Raw genomic sequence first — 18,370 nt, forward strand, 5'->3', positions numbered from 1 at the left:
GAGGACAAATGAGGATTACTAAGTATTTAAAGCCCTTCTCAATTGAGTGGGGCTTGTAGAATGCATCGAAGTGACGTCTCTTTAAGATAATGAAAAGAAGAGTGTTGACTGAGTCAACACTCTATACCGACTGCCCGTCGCACAAAAAGCTGCCTTCTAATGGCAGCTAGAACTTCAACACAAGCACCCTATTATTGAATAACCTTTGATGATTCTATCGTTCAAGATAGGGATAAATCCTCCAAAACTATAAGGTTTAGTTATATATTTGTTTTTGATAAAGCAAGTTGATCCTCTGGTAGTGGTTTAGTTATGCCTTCACTATTTAAAACGTTACGCCATGTATAGCGAGGTTCATATCCTAGAATCTTCTTAGCCTTATCAGTTGCCATAAGTGTTTCATGTCCTTCTATTGGCCTCTTTATAGTTACATTAGGGAAATATGTATCCACCAAATCTTTACTAAGGTCAGGCATGATTGTATCGGGGGCCGTAATATGGAATACATCATTTCCTAAATTACTCTTTTCTATTGCAAGAAGGCATGCCCTTGCAGCATCCCTAACATCACAATAAGCCCATGCATTTTTCTTTTGAACATCTTTTTGCCTATCATCATTCCAATGCATGATAGGGATTTTTTCATATTCATCGGGCTCATATATATTAGCAAAGCGTAGAGCAACTATTTGTGCTTTCGTAAGATTGTGATACATTTCAGAAAGGTTTTCAGTTAATTTTTTTACCATCGCATATGACGATTTTACTTTGGTTGGGTGTTCCTCGTCTAAGGGAAGATAATTGAGCTCTTCAGGAACAAAGGGATATCCTAATACTGTTTCGCTTGATGCCCATACCAGCTTAGGAATTTGAAAGTCTTTACAAGCTTCAAGGATATTAAAATTAACGAGCATATTATTTTCAAATATAGCTTGCGATGTGTTCCTTACATCGGTAGGAATATTCCCAAGGTGGACAACTGCATCACTTCCCTTCAAAAGCTGACAAACCTGACCATAATTACATAAATCAGCTTGAATAAAATTTTTCGATCTTGATTCTTCCCTCAATAATCTATCAGATGCAACCACCTCATGACCTGCTTCTAAGATTGTCCTAACTGCCCATCGGCCGATTTTACCTGCTGCCCCTGTTACTACAACTTTCATAAGTTTTTGCTCCTTTTGCGCAATTTTCATATTAGGGTATCCATTAAAAATCATTTATTTCTTAAATATTTCGTCCTCATTCCAGATGCATCAATATTTATTAACCATGTTCTTAAATTTAGCTGCCTCTGGAACCATTTCCCTAATTTTTTAAGTAATAACTAGAACTCCAAGGTTACACCCTAATTCGTTGTTAGACTTCCCTTTTCTATATGTTTTATTGAAGGCAGATGGGTGGCAGATAATGGTCAATAAGTATTTTATAGCAACTAAAAAAGACATAAATGAAAAGTGTCCTTTAATGGAATAAATAAAATTATATGCCCTATAATCACTTGATTCTGCTTTACTTCAGCACCCGTTAATACGAAAAAATAAATTGCCACCAAGTAAAAGCGTTAACTTCGGATATAAATCTTCAACAAAGAAAGGACCTAAATATTATGAAAAAAACAATACTAGAAATTTTTCTTGTTGTATTAGGATCATTTCTTTTTGGATTTTCAGTTAACATTTTTGTCATTCCAAATGATTTAGGAGAAGGCGGAGTAACGGGTATTTCAATTATTCTTTATCATTTATATGGTTGGGCACCAAGTATAACAAGTTTTATTTTAAATGGATTATTAATTATTATCGGCTATAAATTTTTAAACAAAACTACAACAATCTACACAATTATTGCTGTTACATGCATTTCATTATCATTGCACCTAACCGAATCATGGTCCATTGATTCAAATCAAATTATTTTAAATAGTATTTTTGCAGGTGTTCTTACGGGAATAGGACTGGGTTTGATTTTTCGGGCTGGTGGTACAAGTGCAGGTACGACCATACTAGCCAAACTAACAAATAAATATCTTGGATGGAATATAAGTTATGGTCTTTTATTTTTTGATTTAATTGTTGTTTTTTCTTCTTATTTTATTATAGGTACAGAAGGACTTATGTTAACTCTTGTCATGCTTTATATCGCAACAAAGGTAACAGACTTTATCATTGAAGGTCTAAATTCAAAGCGGGCTGTTACAATCATTTCCAAGTCATACGATGAGATTGCACGAAATGTAAATAATGAAATGAAAAGAGGCGTTACAGTTTTAACAGGGTATGGTTATTATACAAAAAATAAAAAAGATATCTTACATATTATTATTAACAAACAAGAATTCACCCACCTTAGAAAAATTGTCACCTCAGTTGATAAGGATGCGTTTGTCACGGTTCATGATGTAAGGGATGTATTTGGAGAGGGTTTTGTAGATATTGATGAATAAAAAAAGGGATTTTTTCTGTCCTCCGTTAAGAATCATGTTAGTTTAATTCGATTTTCTCTCTAGCAAAAAAGAATTTGATGGATTCAACCTTTCTACGTTACTAAATCTTTTTCATTTGTATAATCGTGCTTGTTTCTCAAACAATAACAAATGGCATTTATTAAAAATTCGTTACAAAATATAAGATAAACATCAAAGTAGTTGGTATGATTCTCTTGCCTTCGTATTGAGAAACTAAATTGTTTATGAGGATGATACTTCCTTTATGTTTCCTTTGTCTCAAAAAATATACGAACAAAAAGTTTCTGTTTAAATTTTGGGAGGAGTATTATTTTGAATAATTCTGAAGACATACAAATGAAGTTCTATCAAAGTGGTGACAAGGGAGCGAGTTTGCTTCCAATTTCTTTTGAAGATTGGGAGAAAAGAGCAAAGCAAGTTCTCGGAGCTGGTCCTTTCGATTATGTAAGCGGTGCTGCGGGAGCTGGAGATACATTACGTGCTAATTTAAAAGCATTTCAAAAATATCAAATTCGTCCAAGAATTTGCCGGGATGTAAGCAAAATGGACTTAACCATTCATTTATTTGGAAAGAATATTCCGGTTCCATTTTTACTTGCACCTATTGGTATGAACTCTGTACTTCATCCAGAGGCAGAACTAGCTCCAGCAAAAGCTGCTGCTAAGTTAGGAGTTCCTTATATTCTAAGTAATGTTTCGACAAAATCAATGGAAGACGTAGCTAAAGCAATGGGAGATGCTTTAAGATGGTTCCAATTATATCCACCAAAAGATCATGAATTAACAAATAGTTTTTTAAAAAGGGCAGAAGATGCTGGTTATTCGGCTATTGTTGTTACCAATGATTCCACTTTACTCGGATGGAGAGAAAAAGATTTACAAAATGCATATTTTCCATTTTTATCAGGGGAAGGTATGGGGAACTATTTTTCAGATCCCATATTTCTGTCTAAACTCGAAGAACCTCCAGAAAAAAATGTTAAGGCAGCTAGCAAAAAAGCTTTGGAACAAGGAAATAATACTTCCTTTACATGGAAAGAACTTGAGTATATTTGCAAACAAACCTCCTTACCCGTGATTTTAAAAGGAGTTACCCACCCTGATGATGCTCTTCTTGCTTTAGAATATGGGGTGGCTGGGATTATTGTTTCCAATCATGGCGGACGACAGTTGGACGGAGCAGTCGCTACACTGGACGTTTTACCTTCAATATGCAGGGCAATTGAAAACAAAATTCCCGTTTTGGTTGATAGTGGTATAAGAAGAGGTGCTGATATTATAAAAGCAATTGCACTTGGCGCTTCTGCTGTCCTTATTGGCCGGCCATATGCATACGCATTGGGAGTAGCTGGAGAAATTGGTGTAAAAGAAGTGCTTGAAAATTTTATTGCAGAAACTGAACTTCAATTAGCGATTTCAGGGAGAAGCACTATTAAAGAGGTAGATCGTCTATTGGTAACAGAAGAGTTTCGATAACCAACAAATAAATCTTTATTACCCAAATAACCCCCATCAAAAATTGGGGGTTTTTATTATTGTATTATGAAGGTACTTTTTAATTTATGATATCATGAATCCATCATTTACCACAGAAATCGTAAGAAAATATCGTTCTTCATGGTAGTTGATAAAGGCCCTGCATTAATACAGGAAAGCACCCTTTCATCGAACAAGTACCTTCTCTTCTAATCATATAATCTTTGAACTGTACAAAAAAAGAGTAATAATAAAAATTAGATAGGTTGGAACAATATTACATACAAAAAAATCATCAACATATGAGATTGATGAAATGCTGATTAACATGTTAAAGAAGCACCGGATTAAACAGAATGAGATTAAATTAAAAAACGGCCTTGTTTACCAGGATAACGGATTTATTTTTGCTCGAGAAATGGACACCAAAGCAGGAATTGAAAAGATCGTTACGCCACACTCATTTCGGCATACCCATACTTCACTATTGATTGAAGCTGGATTCGGAATTAAGAAATACAACAGCGGCTTGGGCACACGGATATTAATACGACAATGAATATCCATGCTCATACGAAGAAAAGGCCTCCCAACAGTTTAGAAAACTGATGAAAGACCTTCTCCTATAGTTAGCTTTTCTTTTGTCATGGGTTGTCGTGTTTTTGAGAACGAGGACAAATCCGAGGACAAGAAAAACAAAAAATCATTGGAAACGTTGATATAACAAGGGGTTTAAAGCCCTAATTACATCATGCCACCCGTAAGATGAGAGTGTGTAATATATTTAACGATGTGTGCAAAAAGTGCGGTATATCAAGATTTTGTTAATTTCTGTCTGTAACATCTTTAAAGGGATATTACCGTTTTTTACTGGATTGCGTTAGCAAAATGTTAGCAATTTTAAAGCAGAAATCGTCACCATTGTTCAAACACTCAACATGTCCAGAGTGTATGTGGCAACAAATGGGATGGTGGTGAGGTTTACGCATTAACAAGCATAGCTTCTAATTTTTTATATTGTTCTTCAGTAATGTCCCAGAAGCTAGTTAATTCATTAGGTTTAAACCCAGGCACAATCCTTCTAATTCATTATAGTTAACCGCAGGGGATTATCCCAAGGAATTTAACTAAATAAAAAATAATAACAGCTATGCCTACAGGAATTAGTGTAATTGCAAACCTTCGAAATCTCTTCTTCACAAAGTAGCGAATGTTTTTTGCGTTTCTTGTCCTAGCTCGTTCCATATTCCCACTCCATTTTATAAAAGTATTATCACTTTAATATATGCAAAATTTAAAATTCCCCAGGAGTTCTCTTTAGTCAAAAAGGGTTTGTTAGCATCGGCTCGTTTTATACTTCGTTTGGTAAACAAGCTAGCGTTTAAGAATACCGTGAAAGGACTCGATACAAGCATTGTCATAACAATTTCCTTTCCAGCTCATATCATATCTTACTTTTTTAATAGTTTCTGATAGTCACTCAAGGCATAATGAACACCACGATCGGAGTGATTGTTTGAATTCTAAGTGAGTCTTTAAAACCTCTTGTGATAATTTCTTATGTTGTTTCTGCCTGTCACTTTTCGGTCAATTTGAAACACCAGTTGAATAGCAGCGGTCAAGAATAATGTTTACTCTCACCTCAAAGATAAAAGGTGCCAGACTCTCGATACGGTTATGTATTAACGTATCGGGGGTCTGGCACCTAATCCTGAACTAACCGGTCGAATTCAGCAATTCTTATTTTTGTTTGCAATTTGTCGCTGAAGTTTTGTCTCGCTCTGGCATTAAGCTGTGGGGATAAATTGCCGGCTTTAATCACGCCTGAGGATTTTCGAGATCATGAGAAAGTTAGATTTTATTTATGAGGGGAAAATGTGGGAGTATGGGCCTATTAAAAGCAATCCTAATATAGCGCCCTGCTCCCCCGGGACATAAGTTGAATGTTTAGGGGAAGCAGTTGACTACTTCTTCAACCAACTATTATATTAAAGCTTTTTCTACTTCTTCATGTCAGAAGCATAGATCTATACCGTTTGCCACTGCTTTTTTATTTTAACTGTTGCCGAACTGTAAAATCTCTTTCCGCCAAAAAAGCTTTAATACATTCTATAGCCTTAATGCTAATATAGTATTCTATATTTCTTACTTCTTGATCAATTTCCTCTTCTTCCATGCCAATATAACGGAACAAATTAACGAGGATTTGATGATTTTTAGCCAGTTTCATTCCACTTGTTAACCCTTTTTCTGTCAAAGTAATAATCCCATAAGGCTGGTAATCAACAAATTCCTCCTGTGTTAGCTTTCCAAGCATCTTAGAGACAGAAGAGGCGGAAACATTTAATGATTTGGCCAAATGTGAAACGCGGGCGTAACCGTTTTTGCAGACTGAGTAATAAATCTCTTCTAGGTATTTCTCTTCATTTGCTGAAGTCATATAGAAGTTTCATTCCCCTCCAATCAGACCATTTTCATTCTTCTCCATTTCTTCATCACAACACCATGTGTTGGTGATAACAAGAATACAAGTAAAAAGATAGCACCTGCGACGGTAATCATGGAACCTGCTATCGAAGCATCAAATAAATAGGCAACAAAATAACCAACTACCGAACTGATGATGCCAATAACCATGCTAATGGCAATCATAATACTTAATTTTTCCGTCAGAAGATAAGCTGTGGCAGCAGGTACAATAATCATTCCAACAACTAAAATGGCACCTACACTTTCAAAGGATGCTACCGTTGATACAGAAACTAACCCCATCAATAAATAGTGAAATAATGCGACTGGGATACCAAGAGCAGCTGCTAATGCAGGATCAAAGGAACAAAGCTTAAACTGCTTATAAAATAATCCGATCACAATTATGTTCAACAGCAAGCTTGCGCCTACCCCCCACACCGCTCTTGGACCAAGACTTTTACCGCCAATCTCAAAAGTGTCCCAAGGGGCGTAGGCGATTTCTCCATAAAGCACACAATCTAAATCCAAGTCCACTTCTCGGGTAAAAAGACTCACCAATACAACTCCTACTGCAAATAAAGCAGTAAAAACAACCCCGATTGATGCATCTGATTGTACACCTGAATTTTGAAACATTTGAATTAAAAATACGGTTATCAAACCTAAAGCTGCAGCACCTAGCATCATGAAAAAGGAGTCTCTTGAACCACCGCTGAATAAAAAGGCGAGAACAATTCCAGGTAAAACCGAGTGACTAATCGCATCACCGATCATGGACATCTTTCGTAAAACAAGAAAACAACCTACGATACTACAGGAGCAGGCGACCAGTGCACCAATGAGGATAATCCACATATCATTCATAAGGACTTCTCCTTTACTTTTTGACTCGTATATTGTTTGTTATAGTTTTTCCTTGCAGAAAGCTGCATCAAGCTTTTAGCAATAACACCTCTTCTTGGTGCAAATACGACCGAAAACAAAAATATAACGGTTGCTGATAATACTACAAGTGGGCCTGTCGGAAGATTATTAGCCGTCGTACTGATGATCGTACCAGTGAACCCACTCAACGCCCCAAAAATACCTGACATAATCACCATAATGTGTAGCTTTTCTGTCCAATACCTAGCGGCGACAGCTGGTGTAATAAGTAAAGCTGCCATAAGTACCACCCCAACCGCCTGAATTCCTACCACCACTGCTGTAACAATTAATAGCATAATAAATTGATCCAGAATTAACGTTGGCAGTCCAATCCCCTTTGCAAAACCTGGGTCAAAGGAAAGGAGCTTAAATTCTTTAAAAAGCAAAATCGACAATTTGACAAGAATGATACTAATCATTGTCATCGTGTACACATCAGATTGCACCATCGAGGCAGCCTGACCGAACAGAAATTTATCCAACCCGCTCTGATTACCGCTGTCACTATGCTGAATTTGAGTTAAAAGCACAATCCCAAACCCAAAAAATACGGTTAAAATAAGCCCTAAGGCAGAATCCTGCTTAATACGAGAATTTCTCGTAATATAACCAATCATGAAGGTCGCGACAATCCCAGCAACAATCGCACCAATTAGAAAGAAGAAGATCGATTTAGTTCCTGTCAGCATAAAGGCAATACAAACACCTGGGAGAGCTGCATGAGCTAAAGCATCCCCCATTAATGACTGCTTACGTAAATAGGCAAAGCTACCAATGACCCCGCTGCTTAATCCTAACAACATTGTTCCTAGCAATATCCATTGCGTATTAGGGTCTTGAAATATTTCGAACCAGTTCATGTTTATTCCTCACCTCAGCTTATGATGATCGGGGAAGTATCTTTTTCTAGCATCGTTAATTTACCACCATACGTCGTTTGTAAATAATCCTTCGTAAACAACACCTCTGTTGGCCCGATTCCAATCAATTTTTTATTTAAAAGCATAATCCAATCAAAATACTCTTTCACGGTATTAAGGTCATGGTGAACAACTAAAACGGTTTTCCCCTGTTTTTTCAGGTCATTTAAGAGTGTAATAATCGCTTTTTCTGTCGCTGCATCGACTCCGACAAATGGTTCATCCATAAAATATAGGTCTGCATCTTGTGCTAGTGCACGAGCTAAAAATACCCGCTGTTGCTGCCCACCAGATAACTGACTTATTTGCCTGTTTGCAAATTGGCTCATACCTAATTTTTCCAAGCATTTCATGGCAATGGCTGTGTCTGTCTTACCTGGACGTTTAAACCAGCCTAAATGACCGTATCTACCCATTGTGACAACATCAAGGGCATCGGTTGGAAAATCCCAGTCCACCGATTCCCTCTGTGGTACATACCCCACTTTTTTTCGACTTTGTTTATAGCTGCTCCCAAAGATTTGTACCTTTCCACTAATTGTTGGGATTAATTCTAGGATGGCTTTAATTAACGTGGATTTCCCTGCCCCATTCGGTCCAATAATACCGATTAGCTTTCCTTCAGGTACACTAAATGAGATATCTTCTAAAACAGGCTTTTTTTGATAGGCAACTGTCAAATTATTTACTGTTACTGGCGATGTCACTTTCTCATCGACTCCTTTACTTTAATGCATTCACGATTGTATCAACATTGTGTCGGACCATTCCTAAGTATGTGCCTTCCTCTGTGCCTGCTTCTCCCATAGCATCAGAAAACAACTCTCCACCGATAACCACTTCATGACCCTGTTCTTTAGCTCCTTCAATAACAGCCTCAATTGCTTTTTTCGGAACACTTGATTCTACAAAAACAGCCTTAATCTTGTTTTCAACTAAGTAATCTCTTAAGCTACTAACATCTTTAGACCCGTATTCAGAAGCTGTGCTCATCCCTTGTAGACCCATTACTTTAATGTCATATGCCTCACCAAAATAACCGAAAGCATCATGCGCTGTCACTAATACGCGGGTTTGTTCCGGAATTGTAGCAATCTGCTCTTTCGCATACTGATCTAATTCTTCCAATTGTTGAATGTATTCTTTAGCATTTTTCGAGTAATCCGCTTCGTTATCAGGGTCAATCTTTGATAGTTCGTCTGCGATTGTTTTAGTAGCTGTAATCCAAAGCTGAACATTAAACCATACGTGAGGGTCATGGCTGTATGCTCCATCATCTGGTGCACGTAATTCTGATTCTAGAATATCCTTTGTGACAGCTACAGTCGGTTTTTCCTTTGACATCTTTTCAAAAATGTCAACCATTTTCCCCTCTAAATGTAAACCATTGTAGAAAATAAGATCTGCATCCTCCAACTTTTTTATATCCCCTTGAGATGCTTTATAAAGATGAGGGTCAACACCCGATTTCATTAGACCCGTCACCTCTACATGTTCACCTCCAACATTTTTGACTACATCGGCAATCATTCCTATCGTCGTTGTTACGATTAATTTATCGCTGCTATTGTTTGTTTTTTCCGTACTTGAACAACCTACAAGTGACAAAGTTAGAACTACTAGAACAATCAAGGATTTTTTCAAATAGTGGAACATAAAACATACCTCATTTCCTTTATGATTTCTTGGTAACGGACATCTATTTTGCATACACGCAACTTTTTGGTCAAAAAAAAGGAATAACTATAGATAGAGCAAATTCATTTTTTCACATTACAATTGAAATTAATTTTTCGAGAAAAAGATACAGACAACCTAGTCTTTAGTTGGATTATTTAAAAAGGATTTACCTGTTATTTGCTTATATTCTTCTTTATTAATAATCCCTAAACATTTACAGAAATAAGAGAATGCGACAATTTTTTTTTGAACCCTTGAATTATTTCGCATACTCCCCCTCCCTCCTTTCTCTCTCTATATATATTCACCACCACCATAAAACTTTCCTGCATGCAAAAAACTTTTTAAAATAAAATTTTTTGTTCATATCTAAATTCAACATTAGGAGCAAACATGTTGGTAAAAGTAAGCCGTTTTCTTTTGTGTAAAAATAAGATGCCTGCCCTCCAGTACGTCAATGATTACGTACTGGAGAACAGGCATTAAAGGAACAAAGAGTACAGTTTACTGTCCCTGCGATAGGGACAAAGGGAAAGTACCTGTCCCTCCGTCCCATTTTTGTTATATATAAAGAATTTATTCCATAAAGTCATGGGGATGGATATAAACGAGCAGCTACCATTACCATATATCTTTGGATTTATTACCATGATATGCTTAACAGAATTTTTTAGATAAATTGTTGTTGGTCTTCACATAAATATTTGTATTTGGGCAAAAATTATAGAAACAAGCAAATTGGAGACCAACATTTATGATTTTTCTTGCCCTTTTGTTAATGTTAGGTGGGTTAGTAATAATTAATGCTATATATGCTTATCACACCAAGCACATTGATTCACATTTTCTATCAACTTTGTGGTACTATATAAAACTTTTTCCTTTTTTTCTATCCGGCAGTATGATGATTGGATATGGAGTAAAGTTTCTAACAAAAGTTGTAGGTAACTTAACCTTCTCTCTTATTGTATCTAAAGGATTGGAGATTCTAGTAAGTGTTGCAATTGGTTTTATATTTCTAAAGGAAGTTCCTAGTTGGCGCACTGCAATTGGTATAACAATTATATTAGTAGGTTTTTGGATATTAAAAGGAAAATAATCCTTACATTCTCGTCTCAAGTATTTAGCATATGTTTTTATGACACTTTGTGAATATTTTCACTTAAATTAACCAACTTATAGCTATGTAAGGCTACAACTACAACAGTTAATCTGGCCTGTTTGCAGAAGACTGATCTAATTGATAATGTATAATGCAGCACCTTCTCTCGTAAGCAAAAGAAAAAGGCTTCTCAAAAGTTTAATCAACTAATGAGAAGCCTCTTTTATATACCTAATGTTAGCAATTTGTTAGCAAATCACTTTAAAACCCTTATTTATCAAGGGGTCTTAGCGGTTATCACATCATGCCGCCCATTCATTTTCATATAAAATAGAAAGAAATGATTTATAAGAAACGGCTTAAAATCAACGTTTTTAAATAGTTTAACTTAAATGTTTTAAATGCGATATAAAACATTGGAGGACAAATAGGAGGACAAAAGAGGACAATTTAGATGTAATAAAGTATAAAGCCCTGCTCAATTGAGTGGGGCTTTTTGTCTTTGAGTAGACAATCCTTCTTCAACTAGTCGAGTAGAAGGGAGCCTTTCTACCTTGCGGTAAATTGGACCCCCCCCCTCACAGAACCGTCCTTGCACTATTAATGCACACGGCTCCTCCTAGTTATCATTTACAGAATGTAGCTAATCTCTTTTCTTAAATCATATATATTCACTTTAATTCTTGGTGAAGGAAGTGGATATTTATTAAGAAATAGACTGAATTTATCCCATGTAAAGGATTTCCTTTGGCTTTTTCTATTAAGCCATTTAAACAATAACTTTTCGATTTTGTCTTTGAAGTTGTTAACATTTTGGGTATTATCAGTGATGCAATAATAGTTGTAATAACCTATTAGTGAGCGTTTAAATCGGCATTGAGTGAACCTCCAATAAATTTTATTATCTTTTCCTAAATCGGGTAACTCTTATTCGACTAACCTGCTTCTTAAGTTGAAAAAGAAAATAAAAGAAGCACTCAAAATTTTGAGCACTTCTTTAGACATAAGATCCCGGCAGTTAAAGGCTGCCGAGATTTTTTATTCTACCCGCTTAGGGTATACCTCTTTTTTTTCATTCACTGCTTTGTGTAAGTTTAAAAAATTCAGACTCTTTTTTGCTAGCCTTTACCTTATTGTTGTTTTTACCAATTTTTCCATCTGGTTCATAACTTAATTTCTGCGTTACCTTTTTATTCTACTCCATAATTTCCCTCCCCAACAAGATTTGAAAATGTGGCTCATTTCTCAAAAGTCTTTAAAAAAAGATTTGGCATGCCTCCATCCATGGTAAGAGGGCGTCATTAGCAAACGTAAAATTAAACTGTACTGTATCTATTAAAGTAGTGTTTATAAACTTGTTTAAGGCCTGAGTCGTTGTAGAGACTGAGGTCATTTTTTGAGCTAAATAAACAAATAAATCGAACTAATGGAAAAGTGCTTGTAGTTAAAAAGCGGTATAGTGTACTCATGACACCTCTTCTTACATAACTTGGCAAGTAAATGCTTGAGCATTATCTAAACCAATATGTGTGTGAAAAAATTTGTATCTATCTAAATTGACTAATAGTCAATGCGATGATCTTATTTAAATCAAGTGGATGATGTACGATGATGCTTCCCCAGAGAATTCCCCCCACTGTTGTCACCCCGATAAAAAGAAGCCATTCTTTTCTATTCAACTTTCGTACTCGGTTTAATAACATCAGACCACCGCTGAGAAACAGTGTATATAAGCCTAACATTGCGATCATGCTGGTTTGTCTCTCCTCTGTTTTTTATATAGCGTCTGTAACCAAGAACCAATAATCAGAATCGCCGGAACAATGACGGCGTACAACATATAGTAGCTAAATAAATAATTTTCAATCCATTCGATGTTCTCTATCACGTTGGCAAATAAAAGAGAGTAAGCGGAGATGATCCATACTAGCGGAAAGGCTACTATGTCACGTCTTTCAATTTTGAACAGCTGGCAAAGGCCGAGGACTGCACAATAAAACAATAAGCTTAATTTTAGACATAATAAAAGAAGGATATTAATCGAAAGAATCGTTTCTAAATGTTCCAAAAATCCCGAAAACTGCATTTCACGAAAAATGGTGTAAACTGGGTATATAAGATGTGAGCCTCGATCGACTCCTAAAATGCCAATCGTCATGTATACACAGATAGAAAGGATAACACCAGCGGTGCTAATTCCTAAAAAAAATGCCGTTTTCAATCTGCTTTTAATAAAAGGGAAAAGCATCATGAACATGATGGTTTCCATATAAGGAAACGCCAGTGCATATTTTGTATTAAGGATCGTAGTCCAAAGCTGAAAGTCAAAAGGGACATGGAAAGTCCGCCAGTCCCAATCCCTTAGCATGACCGTGAAGGGAATCCAGAAAGCCACAATAATATACGGCGTAACAAGCTCACTAACCATTGCGATCGACTCAATTCCTTTTACGACGGCATATGCACAAACGAGCAACACCACTACATTGAAAATGGAAAGGGGAGTTCGTGGCATAAGATTATTATGCATAAAATCACTCAAGTTACGTGTTACCCAAGATGCAATTTGGATGAAATAGAGGATGTAAAGAAAGGCGATCAATCCACCAGCCCATTTACCTAGTACTTGTATCGCAATTTGAATGAGACTTTTTCCAGGGTAAAGTTTGGATAAGTATAGCCAAAAAGCCGCCAATATCAACCCATACAAGAACGACCAAACACAAACAATCCAGCTGTATTGCTTTGCATCTTCCATAAGTTTCCCTGGTAACATAAGGAACGTCGTAGCGCAGATAAAAGTAAAAGTTAATGTGATCATCTGACATCCACTTAGTCGGGCATTTTCCATTTTCTTATTCACTCTTTTCTACTTTGTATGAAGATCCTGTATTCCCGATAGTTGTCACCTTGGATTTCACCACAAACGTCACAGGTAATTGTTTCCATGCTTTATTAACGCCTTCATCCTGAATCCCTAACAGGTCCCAATCTTTATTTTTACTTAACTCATCAAATGACTTTGCTTTCTTTTTTAGGGTTCGATTAAATGATGATTCTACTTCATGAAGATTTTCTGAGGTCATTGGTTTAGGTTGTTTATTGTTAACAATCCGCAGATCAGCACGAATCTGAATAGTTAGACGAGAGGAAGAACGGTTGAAGTCCCTGTTAATTTCAACATCCTGCACCTCTACATCGACATTCTCTCCATTCACTTCAATCGATTCTACAAATTTCTTAAGCTTGCCATTCAAGATGTAAAAATACTTTTTTGTATCCAAATCAATTCGGCCAACCATGCGGGCATTGATGAAAACAGCTCCGTCCTCAAAACTCATAGCCTCTTTACTTGCGTTGATGTTTTCCAATCTATCTGTCTTGGAAGCGGGTTGTTCGCTTTTATAGTGTAGAATCGGAATGATTGTCGGTTGATGATAATTAATCCCTTTTGCCAAATCTCTAAAACGTGTAGGCATAATACCGTTACGATAATTACGTGCATGAAGGTCAAACATTGATTTAACAAACCGGCCTGGTACTCTTTCCAGAAAGGTATAACTGTTCATGACTGTCGATAGCGGGGAATCTGTCACTACAATATTCACATTCGTCCGACGTCCAGGATCGCGTTCCAGAAAGTTAATTAAATCTAATAAACCTTGTCGGGCATACCGTTCAGATACAATATATAACTGTACATGAGGGGTGTAAAACAACCTTGGCATTACCGTGGTTGTTTGTTCCGCAAATTTTCCAGAACTATATTCCTTTAATTTATATGTATAAACGGCACCGCCACTTGCGCCGCCTGATTTGATTGAAACGCCTGAGGGGTTAATGATCTGGTAATACGCAGTAATCATACCAGTCTTTGGGTCTTTATCGGCTCCAGCTATGTTGACAATCGCTAATTGATTAATTTCCTTCATATCCCAGCACCCGGAACAGAACAAAATAAGAAATAAAGAAAGATAGGATCTTCTCATTCTTCACCCTCCTTTTATTTTTTGTCATAAAACGCACGAGGAATGCGTTTCAATAAAAATCGGGGGAACCGGACAAAAGTATCCTTCCAATCGGCAAGAGCCAAAGGTGCCAGTGGGGTCATATACTTAACTCCAAAAGATCGTATCGATACTAAATGAATTAAAAGAAAATATAAGCCAACCATGATTCCAAAGAAACCCAGCACCCCTGCTAATGCCATAAAAGAAAATTGAACAATTCTTTGAGCAATGCTGAAACTGTAGTTAGGTGAGACAAAATTAGAGATAGCTGTAAAAGATACAACAATAACCATCGCTGCTGAAATGAGTCCGGCTTCCACCGCCGCCTGGCCTAAAACGAGTGCGCCGACAATAGAGATGGATTGGCCGGCAATACGCGGCATACGAAGCCCGGCTTCCCGTAAAATCTCGAACGTTACCATCATGATAATTGCTTCGAGAAACGCAGGGAATGGCACTTCTTCACGTTGGGCTGCCAAGCTGATTAATAGTGCGGTTGGCAGTAATTCTTGGTGATAGCTTACTACTGCGATATAAACAGATGGTACGAATATGGAAAACAAAAAAGCAAGCATGCGCAGCCAACGCGTGATTGTGGCAATATCTGCTCGCTGGTAATAGTCCTCTGGGGATGAAAACATTTGAAAAAAGGTTATGGGCCCGTATAAAACCATAGGTGTACCGTCCGTAATAAGCGCAACTTGTCCCTCGAGTAATTTTGCTGCAATAGAATCTGGTCTTTCTGTACTTACTAGTTGAGGAAAAGGTGAAAATGTCTTATCTTGGATCCATTCTTCAATATAAGCGCTCTCCAAAATACTATCAGCTTGAATGGAATGAAGGCGACGACGGAACTCATCTAAAATTATCGCTGAGGCCACATTGTTGAGATAAGTTAGGTACACTTTCGTCCTTGTTGATGATCCTATCGTAAATGGCTCAAATACTAGATGTTCGTTTTTTAATCTTTTTCGGATTAGAGCGACATTTCTTGCTGCCTCTTCAACGAAACCCTCTCTTGGACCACGAACAGAAGCCTCCGCAGTTGGTTCCGAAATACTTCGAAATTGTTCATTTGAAACATCATAACTTAGATAAGTATTTCCACGGGCCGGAATCAGAAGACAATGACCTTCAAGAAGATCGGAAATACCTTCTTTGGATCCGGATAATTCTTTCCATTGAATAAGGGGGATTGTTTTTTTCAACCAGTTAATAGGAGTATGTATTGACGCTTTTATGTTCTGATTGCCTTCAGAAATGGGCTTCAATAGCATTTCATCGACCAGATTCGTCGTCACGATTGATGCAAGATAAATGCAGTAAAGGCTGAATTCCTCAGCAGCTTCTATTTTTTTACATATAAAGTCAGGCGATTTTCCTAGACGTTCCGTGATTTCCTCAACAATGAGACCAGCTTTGTTAACCCTTAACATAAGATATCCCCACTTCTAACAAGACTACCTTCATTTTTTACTGTGGAGGGAATTATTATGCAAAATTTTACAATCATTTTACTGGAGGTTATTACAGTGGGTAAAACCATCTTTATTACAGAAACCAGTTCAGGCCTCGAAAATATTAATTGTATTATTGTAAAAGTGATAATAATGCTTTATCAATTTATTGAATTGAATTAATTAATTTCTTAATAAAAATTTACTAAAAAGGATAGCTTTACTATTTTGTTTAAAATGAGGTGAATTCTAAAAGAATAAAAAGAATTCCTTTTATAAGGTGACCATTTAAAAGTTGACCAAAGCCAGGAAAAGCAACACTCCAGAGAATTGCTTCTAACTTATATGTTTTATTCATGATATCAACCTTAATTAATTATTTATATTTTGATTCCCCTTTTGTTTATCCAATTTTTTTAATAATCCAACAAAACCTCTAATTGTAAACAAAGTAAAACTGCAACTTCCAAAAGTATGGAGTAGTGTCCATTTTTTCCATTTGAATAATCTGGAATTCTTTTCAAGGTACCATTGGGCGATACTAAAAGGGACACTAAATATCAAACTTTTCAATAGGATTTTCCCTAACTTATCATTATATGACAGTTTAACCCAGATAACACTTAAAATCGGGAAAAACAACATGTTAAAAATAATATTTGTTTTGAAAATTTTTGGTAAAGGACGAACCGGATATTCAATTCTTTTGGTCCCAACAACATAAGCATCAATCAAAGTTGCAAGTATTCCTTTTGAGAAAAAAACAACTAAATTTTCTCTTATTTTTGATCCTCTAAATAAGAATGCAAAAGAAGCAATACTCATTACAAGAACCAAATTTAACAACTTTTTTTCCATTTATGAACATCCTCTCAAACATGTAATAGTTATACTATTACATTTGCCTAAAACTTATCATTAATACATTTAGCCCACCTTCTACAAAATTTTATCTTAAATTAAAATATCTTTTTTAGTCTTTTATTTTTCTAATAATGAATATTTATAACACTGTTTAACTAACCTACCCCGCTTGTACAACAAAAAAAGAATTAAGCAGAAGTTCCATCTTTAAAACTTTACCCGTCTTTTAGGTAAGTTTGTACAATTTTTTTAAAAGAGGGTAAATTATTTTTCCCAAAAAATCTTTATTGAATGAGGAATGAGAGATGAAAATTTTCATCTCCCTTCTTCAGCTAAACTACACCTTATCTACAGTATCAGTAATAAAAACGTTGATGTGATGCTCCTTTTATCCTTGTGTACATGTATCCATACGAAAAGTATCATGATTGAACCGAATAGACAAGAAAAATGGACTTTTCTAAAAAGCTCGGATCAGCGAACGAGATTATAATTAAACATGCAAGCGCAACTATTCCTAATAGAAAGGAGAATACATATGATTACAGCAGATCAAGCCCGCAAGATCATAGCCGCCGGCGAGGCGCGGGCCACAGAAATTGGCGTTCCGGTCAATATTGCAGTCCTGGACGCCGGCGTGAACCTGAAGGCCTTTGGCCGGATGGACGGTGCCCTTCTGGGCTCCATCGACATCGCTCTCGGCAAGGCCCGAACAGCCGCGCTGTTCGGCATGCCCACCGAGGCGATCGGTGAATTCTCCAAACCCGGCGGTACCTCGCCCGGCCTGGAGCAGACCAATGGCGGTCTGGTGGTCTTCGCAGGCGGCCTCCCTCTGCTGGACACCAGCGGCATCCTGATCGGCGCAGTCGGCGTATCCGGCGGTGCAGTAGCTCAGGACCTTGACATCGCCCAAGCCGCGGCAGCGGTGCTCGGCAACTGAACAGCAACCAAAGCACAACCATCAACCCAAATATGAAAGGAAATGAATGTAT

17 protein-coding genes and 2 pseudogenes are annotated in these 18,370 nt (G+C 36.8%); 7 read left to right on the forward strand and 12 right to left on the reverse strand.

Annotated features, from left to right (window positions below):
• Positions 1 to 260: 260 nt before the first annotated feature.
• Complete coding sequence (locus tag ACIQAA_RS28295; RefSeq protein WP_402626330.1) at positions 261 to 1,169, reverse strand: NAD-dependent epimerase/dehydratase family protein; 909 nt, start codon at positions 1,167 to 1,169, stop codon at positions 261 to 263.
• A gap of 443 nt (positions 1,170 to 1,612) precedes the next feature.
• Between ACIQAA_RS28295 and ACIQAA_RS28300 the strand changes: the two genes are divergently transcribed.
• From ACIQAA_RS28300 to ACIQAA_RS28310, 3 genes are all read left to right on the forward strand, one after another.
• Positions 1,613 to 2,449: a YitT family protein gene (locus ACIQAA_RS28300; protein ID WP_402626332.1), complete on the forward strand. Its 837-nt coding sequence runs from the start codon at positions 1,613 to 1,615 to the stop codon at positions 2,447 to 2,449.
• Between the two features lie 330 nt (positions 2,450 to 2,779).
• Entirely contained in the window at positions 2,780 to 3,946 is a 1,167-nt protein-coding gene (locus tag ACIQAA_RS28305; protein ID WP_402626416.1) for an alpha-hydroxy-acid oxidizing protein, read from the forward strand.
• A 316-nt stretch (positions 3,947 to 4,262) separates the two neighbouring features.
• On the forward strand, positions 4,263 to 4,505 hold the full coding sequence (locus ACIQAA_RS28310; RefSeq protein ID WP_402626334.1) for a site-specific integrase: 243 nt from the start codon (positions 4,263 to 4,265) through the stop codon (positions 4,503 to 4,505).
• An 818-nt stretch (positions 4,506 to 5,323) separates the two neighbouring features.
• On the opposite strand, the pseudogene ACIQAA_RS28315 reads toward ACIQAA_RS28310, so the two are convergent.
• A pseudogene (locus ACIQAA_RS28315) lies at positions 5,324 to 5,460 on the reverse strand (IS3 family transposase); the annotation flags it as partial.
• A 206-nt stretch (positions 5,461 to 5,666) separates the two neighbouring features.
• On the opposite strand from ACIQAA_RS28315, the pseudogene ACIQAA_RS28320 reads away from it, so the two are divergent.
• A pseudogene (locus ACIQAA_RS28320) lies at positions 5,667 to 5,884 on the forward strand (hypothetical protein); the annotation flags it as partial.
• 112 nt (positions 5,885 to 5,996) lie between these two features.
• On the opposite strand, the gene ACIQAA_RS28325 reads toward ACIQAA_RS28320, so the two are convergent.
• From ACIQAA_RS28325 to ACIQAA_RS28345, 5 genes are read right to left on the reverse strand one after another with little or no spacing between them, the layout of a single operon-like run.
• Positions 5,997 to 6,386 (reverse strand): metal-dependent transcriptional regulator, encoded by a 390-nt coding sequence (locus tag ACIQAA_RS28325; protein WP_402626336.1) that lies wholly within the window; start codon positions 6,384 to 6,386, stop codon positions 5,997 to 5,999.
• A 23-nt stretch (positions 6,387 to 6,409) separates the two neighbouring features.
• Complete coding sequence (locus ACIQAA_RS28330; protein ID WP_402626337.1) at positions 6,410 to 7,282, reverse strand: metal ABC transporter permease; 873 nt, start codon at positions 7,280 to 7,282, stop codon at positions 6,410 to 6,412.
• Positions 7,279 to 8,205 (reverse strand): metal ABC transporter permease, encoded by a 927-nt coding sequence (locus ACIQAA_RS28335; RefSeq protein ID WP_402626339.1) that lies wholly within the window; start codon positions 8,203 to 8,205, stop codon positions 7,279 to 7,281. The genes ACIQAA_RS28330 and ACIQAA_RS28335 overlap by 4 nt, the downstream gene beginning before the upstream one ends.
• Positions 8,206 to 8,219: 14 nt before the next feature.
• Positions 8,220 to 8,972 (reverse strand): metal ABC transporter ATP-binding protein, encoded by a 753-nt coding sequence (locus ACIQAA_RS28340; protein WP_402626341.1) that lies wholly within the window; start codon positions 8,970 to 8,972, stop codon positions 8,220 to 8,222.
• A 16-nt stretch (positions 8,973 to 8,988) separates the two neighbouring features.
• Complete coding sequence (locus ACIQAA_RS28345) at positions 8,989 to 9,921, reverse strand: metal ABC transporter solute-binding protein, Zn/Mn family (RefSeq protein ID WP_402626343.1); 933 nt, start codon at positions 9,919 to 9,921, stop codon at positions 8,989 to 8,991.
• 778 nt (positions 9,922 to 10,699) lie between these two features.
• On the opposite strand from ACIQAA_RS28345, the gene ACIQAA_RS28350 reads away from it, so the two are divergent.
• Entirely contained in the window at positions 10,700 to 11,044 is a 345-nt protein-coding gene (locus ACIQAA_RS28350) for a hypothetical protein (protein ID WP_402626345.1), read from the forward strand.
• 1,550 nt (positions 11,045 to 12,594) lie between these two features.
• On the opposite strand, the gene ACIQAA_RS28355 is transcribed toward ACIQAA_RS28350, so the two are convergent.
• From ACIQAA_RS28355 to ACIQAA_RS28370, 4 genes are read right to left on the reverse strand one after another with little or no spacing between them, the layout of a single operon-like run.
• The gene (locus ACIQAA_RS28355) at positions 12,595 to 12,798 is read right to left on the reverse strand and encodes a hypothetical protein (RefSeq protein WP_402626347.1); all 204 of its coding nucleotides are present in this window, start codon (positions 12,796 to 12,798) and stop codon (positions 12,595 to 12,597) included.
• Positions 12,795 to 13,898, reverse strand: a complete 1,104-nt coding sequence (locus ACIQAA_RS28360; RefSeq protein WP_402626349.1) for a GerAB/ArcD/ProY family transporter — start codon at positions 13,896 to 13,898, stop codon at positions 12,795 to 12,797. Before ACIQAA_RS28360 ends, ACIQAA_RS28355 begins: the two co-directional genes overlap by 4 nt.
• 4 nt (positions 13,899 to 13,902) lie before the next feature.
• Positions 13,903 to 15,036, reverse strand: a complete 1,134-nt coding sequence (locus tag ACIQAA_RS28365; protein ID WP_402626351.1) for a Ger(x)C family spore germination protein — start codon at positions 15,034 to 15,036, stop codon at positions 13,903 to 13,905.
• A 14-nt stretch (positions 15,037 to 15,050) separates the two neighbouring features.
• Entirely contained in the window at positions 15,051 to 16,493 is a 1,443-nt protein-coding gene (locus ACIQAA_RS28370; protein WP_402626353.1) for a spore germination protein, read from the reverse strand.
• 57 nt (positions 16,494 to 16,550) lie between these two features.
• On the opposite strand from ACIQAA_RS28370, the gene ACIQAA_RS28375 reads away from it, so the two are divergent.
• Positions 16,551 to 16,697: a hypothetical protein gene (locus ACIQAA_RS28375; RefSeq protein WP_402626355.1), complete on the forward strand. Its 147-nt coding sequence runs from the start codon at positions 16,551 to 16,553 to the stop codon at positions 16,695 to 16,697.
• Between the two features lie 189 nt (positions 16,698 to 16,886).
• Here ACIQAA_RS28375 and ACIQAA_RS28380 read toward each other — a convergent pair whose 3' ends face one another.
• The gene (locus ACIQAA_RS28380; RefSeq protein WP_402626357.1) at positions 16,887 to 17,372 is read right to left on the reverse strand and encodes a CBO0543 family protein; all 486 of its coding nucleotides are present in this window, start codon (positions 17,370 to 17,372) and stop codon (positions 16,887 to 16,889) included.
• A gap of 544 nt (positions 17,373 to 17,916) precedes the next feature.
• Between ACIQAA_RS28380 and ACIQAA_RS28385 the strand changes: the two genes are divergently transcribed.
• Positions 17,917 to 18,318, forward strand: coding sequence for a GlcG/HbpS family heme-binding protein (locus tag ACIQAA_RS28385; protein ID WP_307437827.1), 402 nt, complete (start codon positions 17,917 to 17,919; stop codon positions 18,316 to 18,318).
• Positions 18,319 to 18,370: the final 52 nt, after the last annotated feature.

The sequence above is a fragment of the Neobacillus sp. NPDC093182 genome (assembly GCF_044754045.1).

Bases quoted from the DNA above. Each gene is read 5' to 3' on its own strand.
- ACIQAA_RS28370 (WP_402626353.1), bottom strand. From the start codon at position 16,493: ATGTTAAGGGTTAACAAAGCTGGTCTCATTGTTGAGGAAATCACGGAA.
- ACIQAA_RS28295 (WP_402626330.1), bottom strand. From the start codon at position 1,169: ATGAAAGTTGTAGTAACAGGGGCAGCAGGTAAAATCGGCCGATGGGCA.
- ACIQAA_RS28385 (WP_307437827.1), top strand. From the start codon at position 17,917: ATGATTACAGCAGATCAAGCCCGCAAGATCATAGCCGCCGGCGAGGCG.
- ACIQAA_RS28355 (WP_402626347.1), bottom strand. From the start codon at position 12,798: ATGATCGCAATGTTAGGCTTATATACACTGTTTCTCAGCGGTGGTCTG.
- ACIQAA_RS28335 (WP_402626339.1), bottom strand. From the start codon at position 8,205: ATGAACTGGTTCGAAATATTTCAAGACCCTAATACGCAATGGATATTG.
- ACIQAA_RS28380 (WP_402626357.1), bottom strand. From the start codon at position 17,372: ATGGAAAAAAAGTTGTTAAATTTGGTTCTTGTAATGAGTATTGCTTCT.
- ACIQAA_RS28350 (WP_402626345.1), top strand. From the start codon at position 10,700: ATGATTTTTCTTGCCCTTTTGTTAATGTTAGGTGGGTTAGTAATAATT.
- ACIQAA_RS28310 (WP_402626334.1), top strand. From the start codon at position 4,263: ATGCTGATTAACATGTTAAAGAAGCACCGGATTAAACAGAATGAGATT.
- ACIQAA_RS28325 (WP_402626336.1), bottom strand. From the start codon at position 6,386: ATGACTTCAGCAAATGAAGAGAAATACCTAGAAGAGATTTATTACTCA.
- ACIQAA_RS28360 (WP_402626349.1), bottom strand. From the start codon at position 13,898: ATGGAAAATGCCCGACTAAGTGGATGTCAGATGATCACATTAACTTTT.
- ACIQAA_RS28300 (WP_402626332.1), top strand. From the start codon at position 1,613: ATGAAAAAAACAATACTAGAAATTTTTCTTGTTGTATTAGGATCATTT.
- ACIQAA_RS28330 (WP_402626337.1), bottom strand. From the start codon at position 7,282: ATGAATGATATGTGGATTATCCTCATTGGTGCACTGGTCGCCTGCTCC.
- ACIQAA_RS28375 (WP_402626355.1), top strand. From the start codon at position 16,551: ATGCAAAATTTTACAATCATTTTACTGGAGGTTATTACAGTGGGTAAA.
- ACIQAA_RS28365 (WP_402626351.1), bottom strand. From the start codon at position 15,036: ATGAGAAGATCCTATCTTTCTTTATTTCTTATTTTGTTCTGTTCCGGG.
- ACIQAA_RS28345 (WP_402626343.1), bottom strand. From the start codon at position 9,921: ATGTTCCACTATTTGAAAAAATCCTTGATTGTTCTAGTAGTTCTAACT.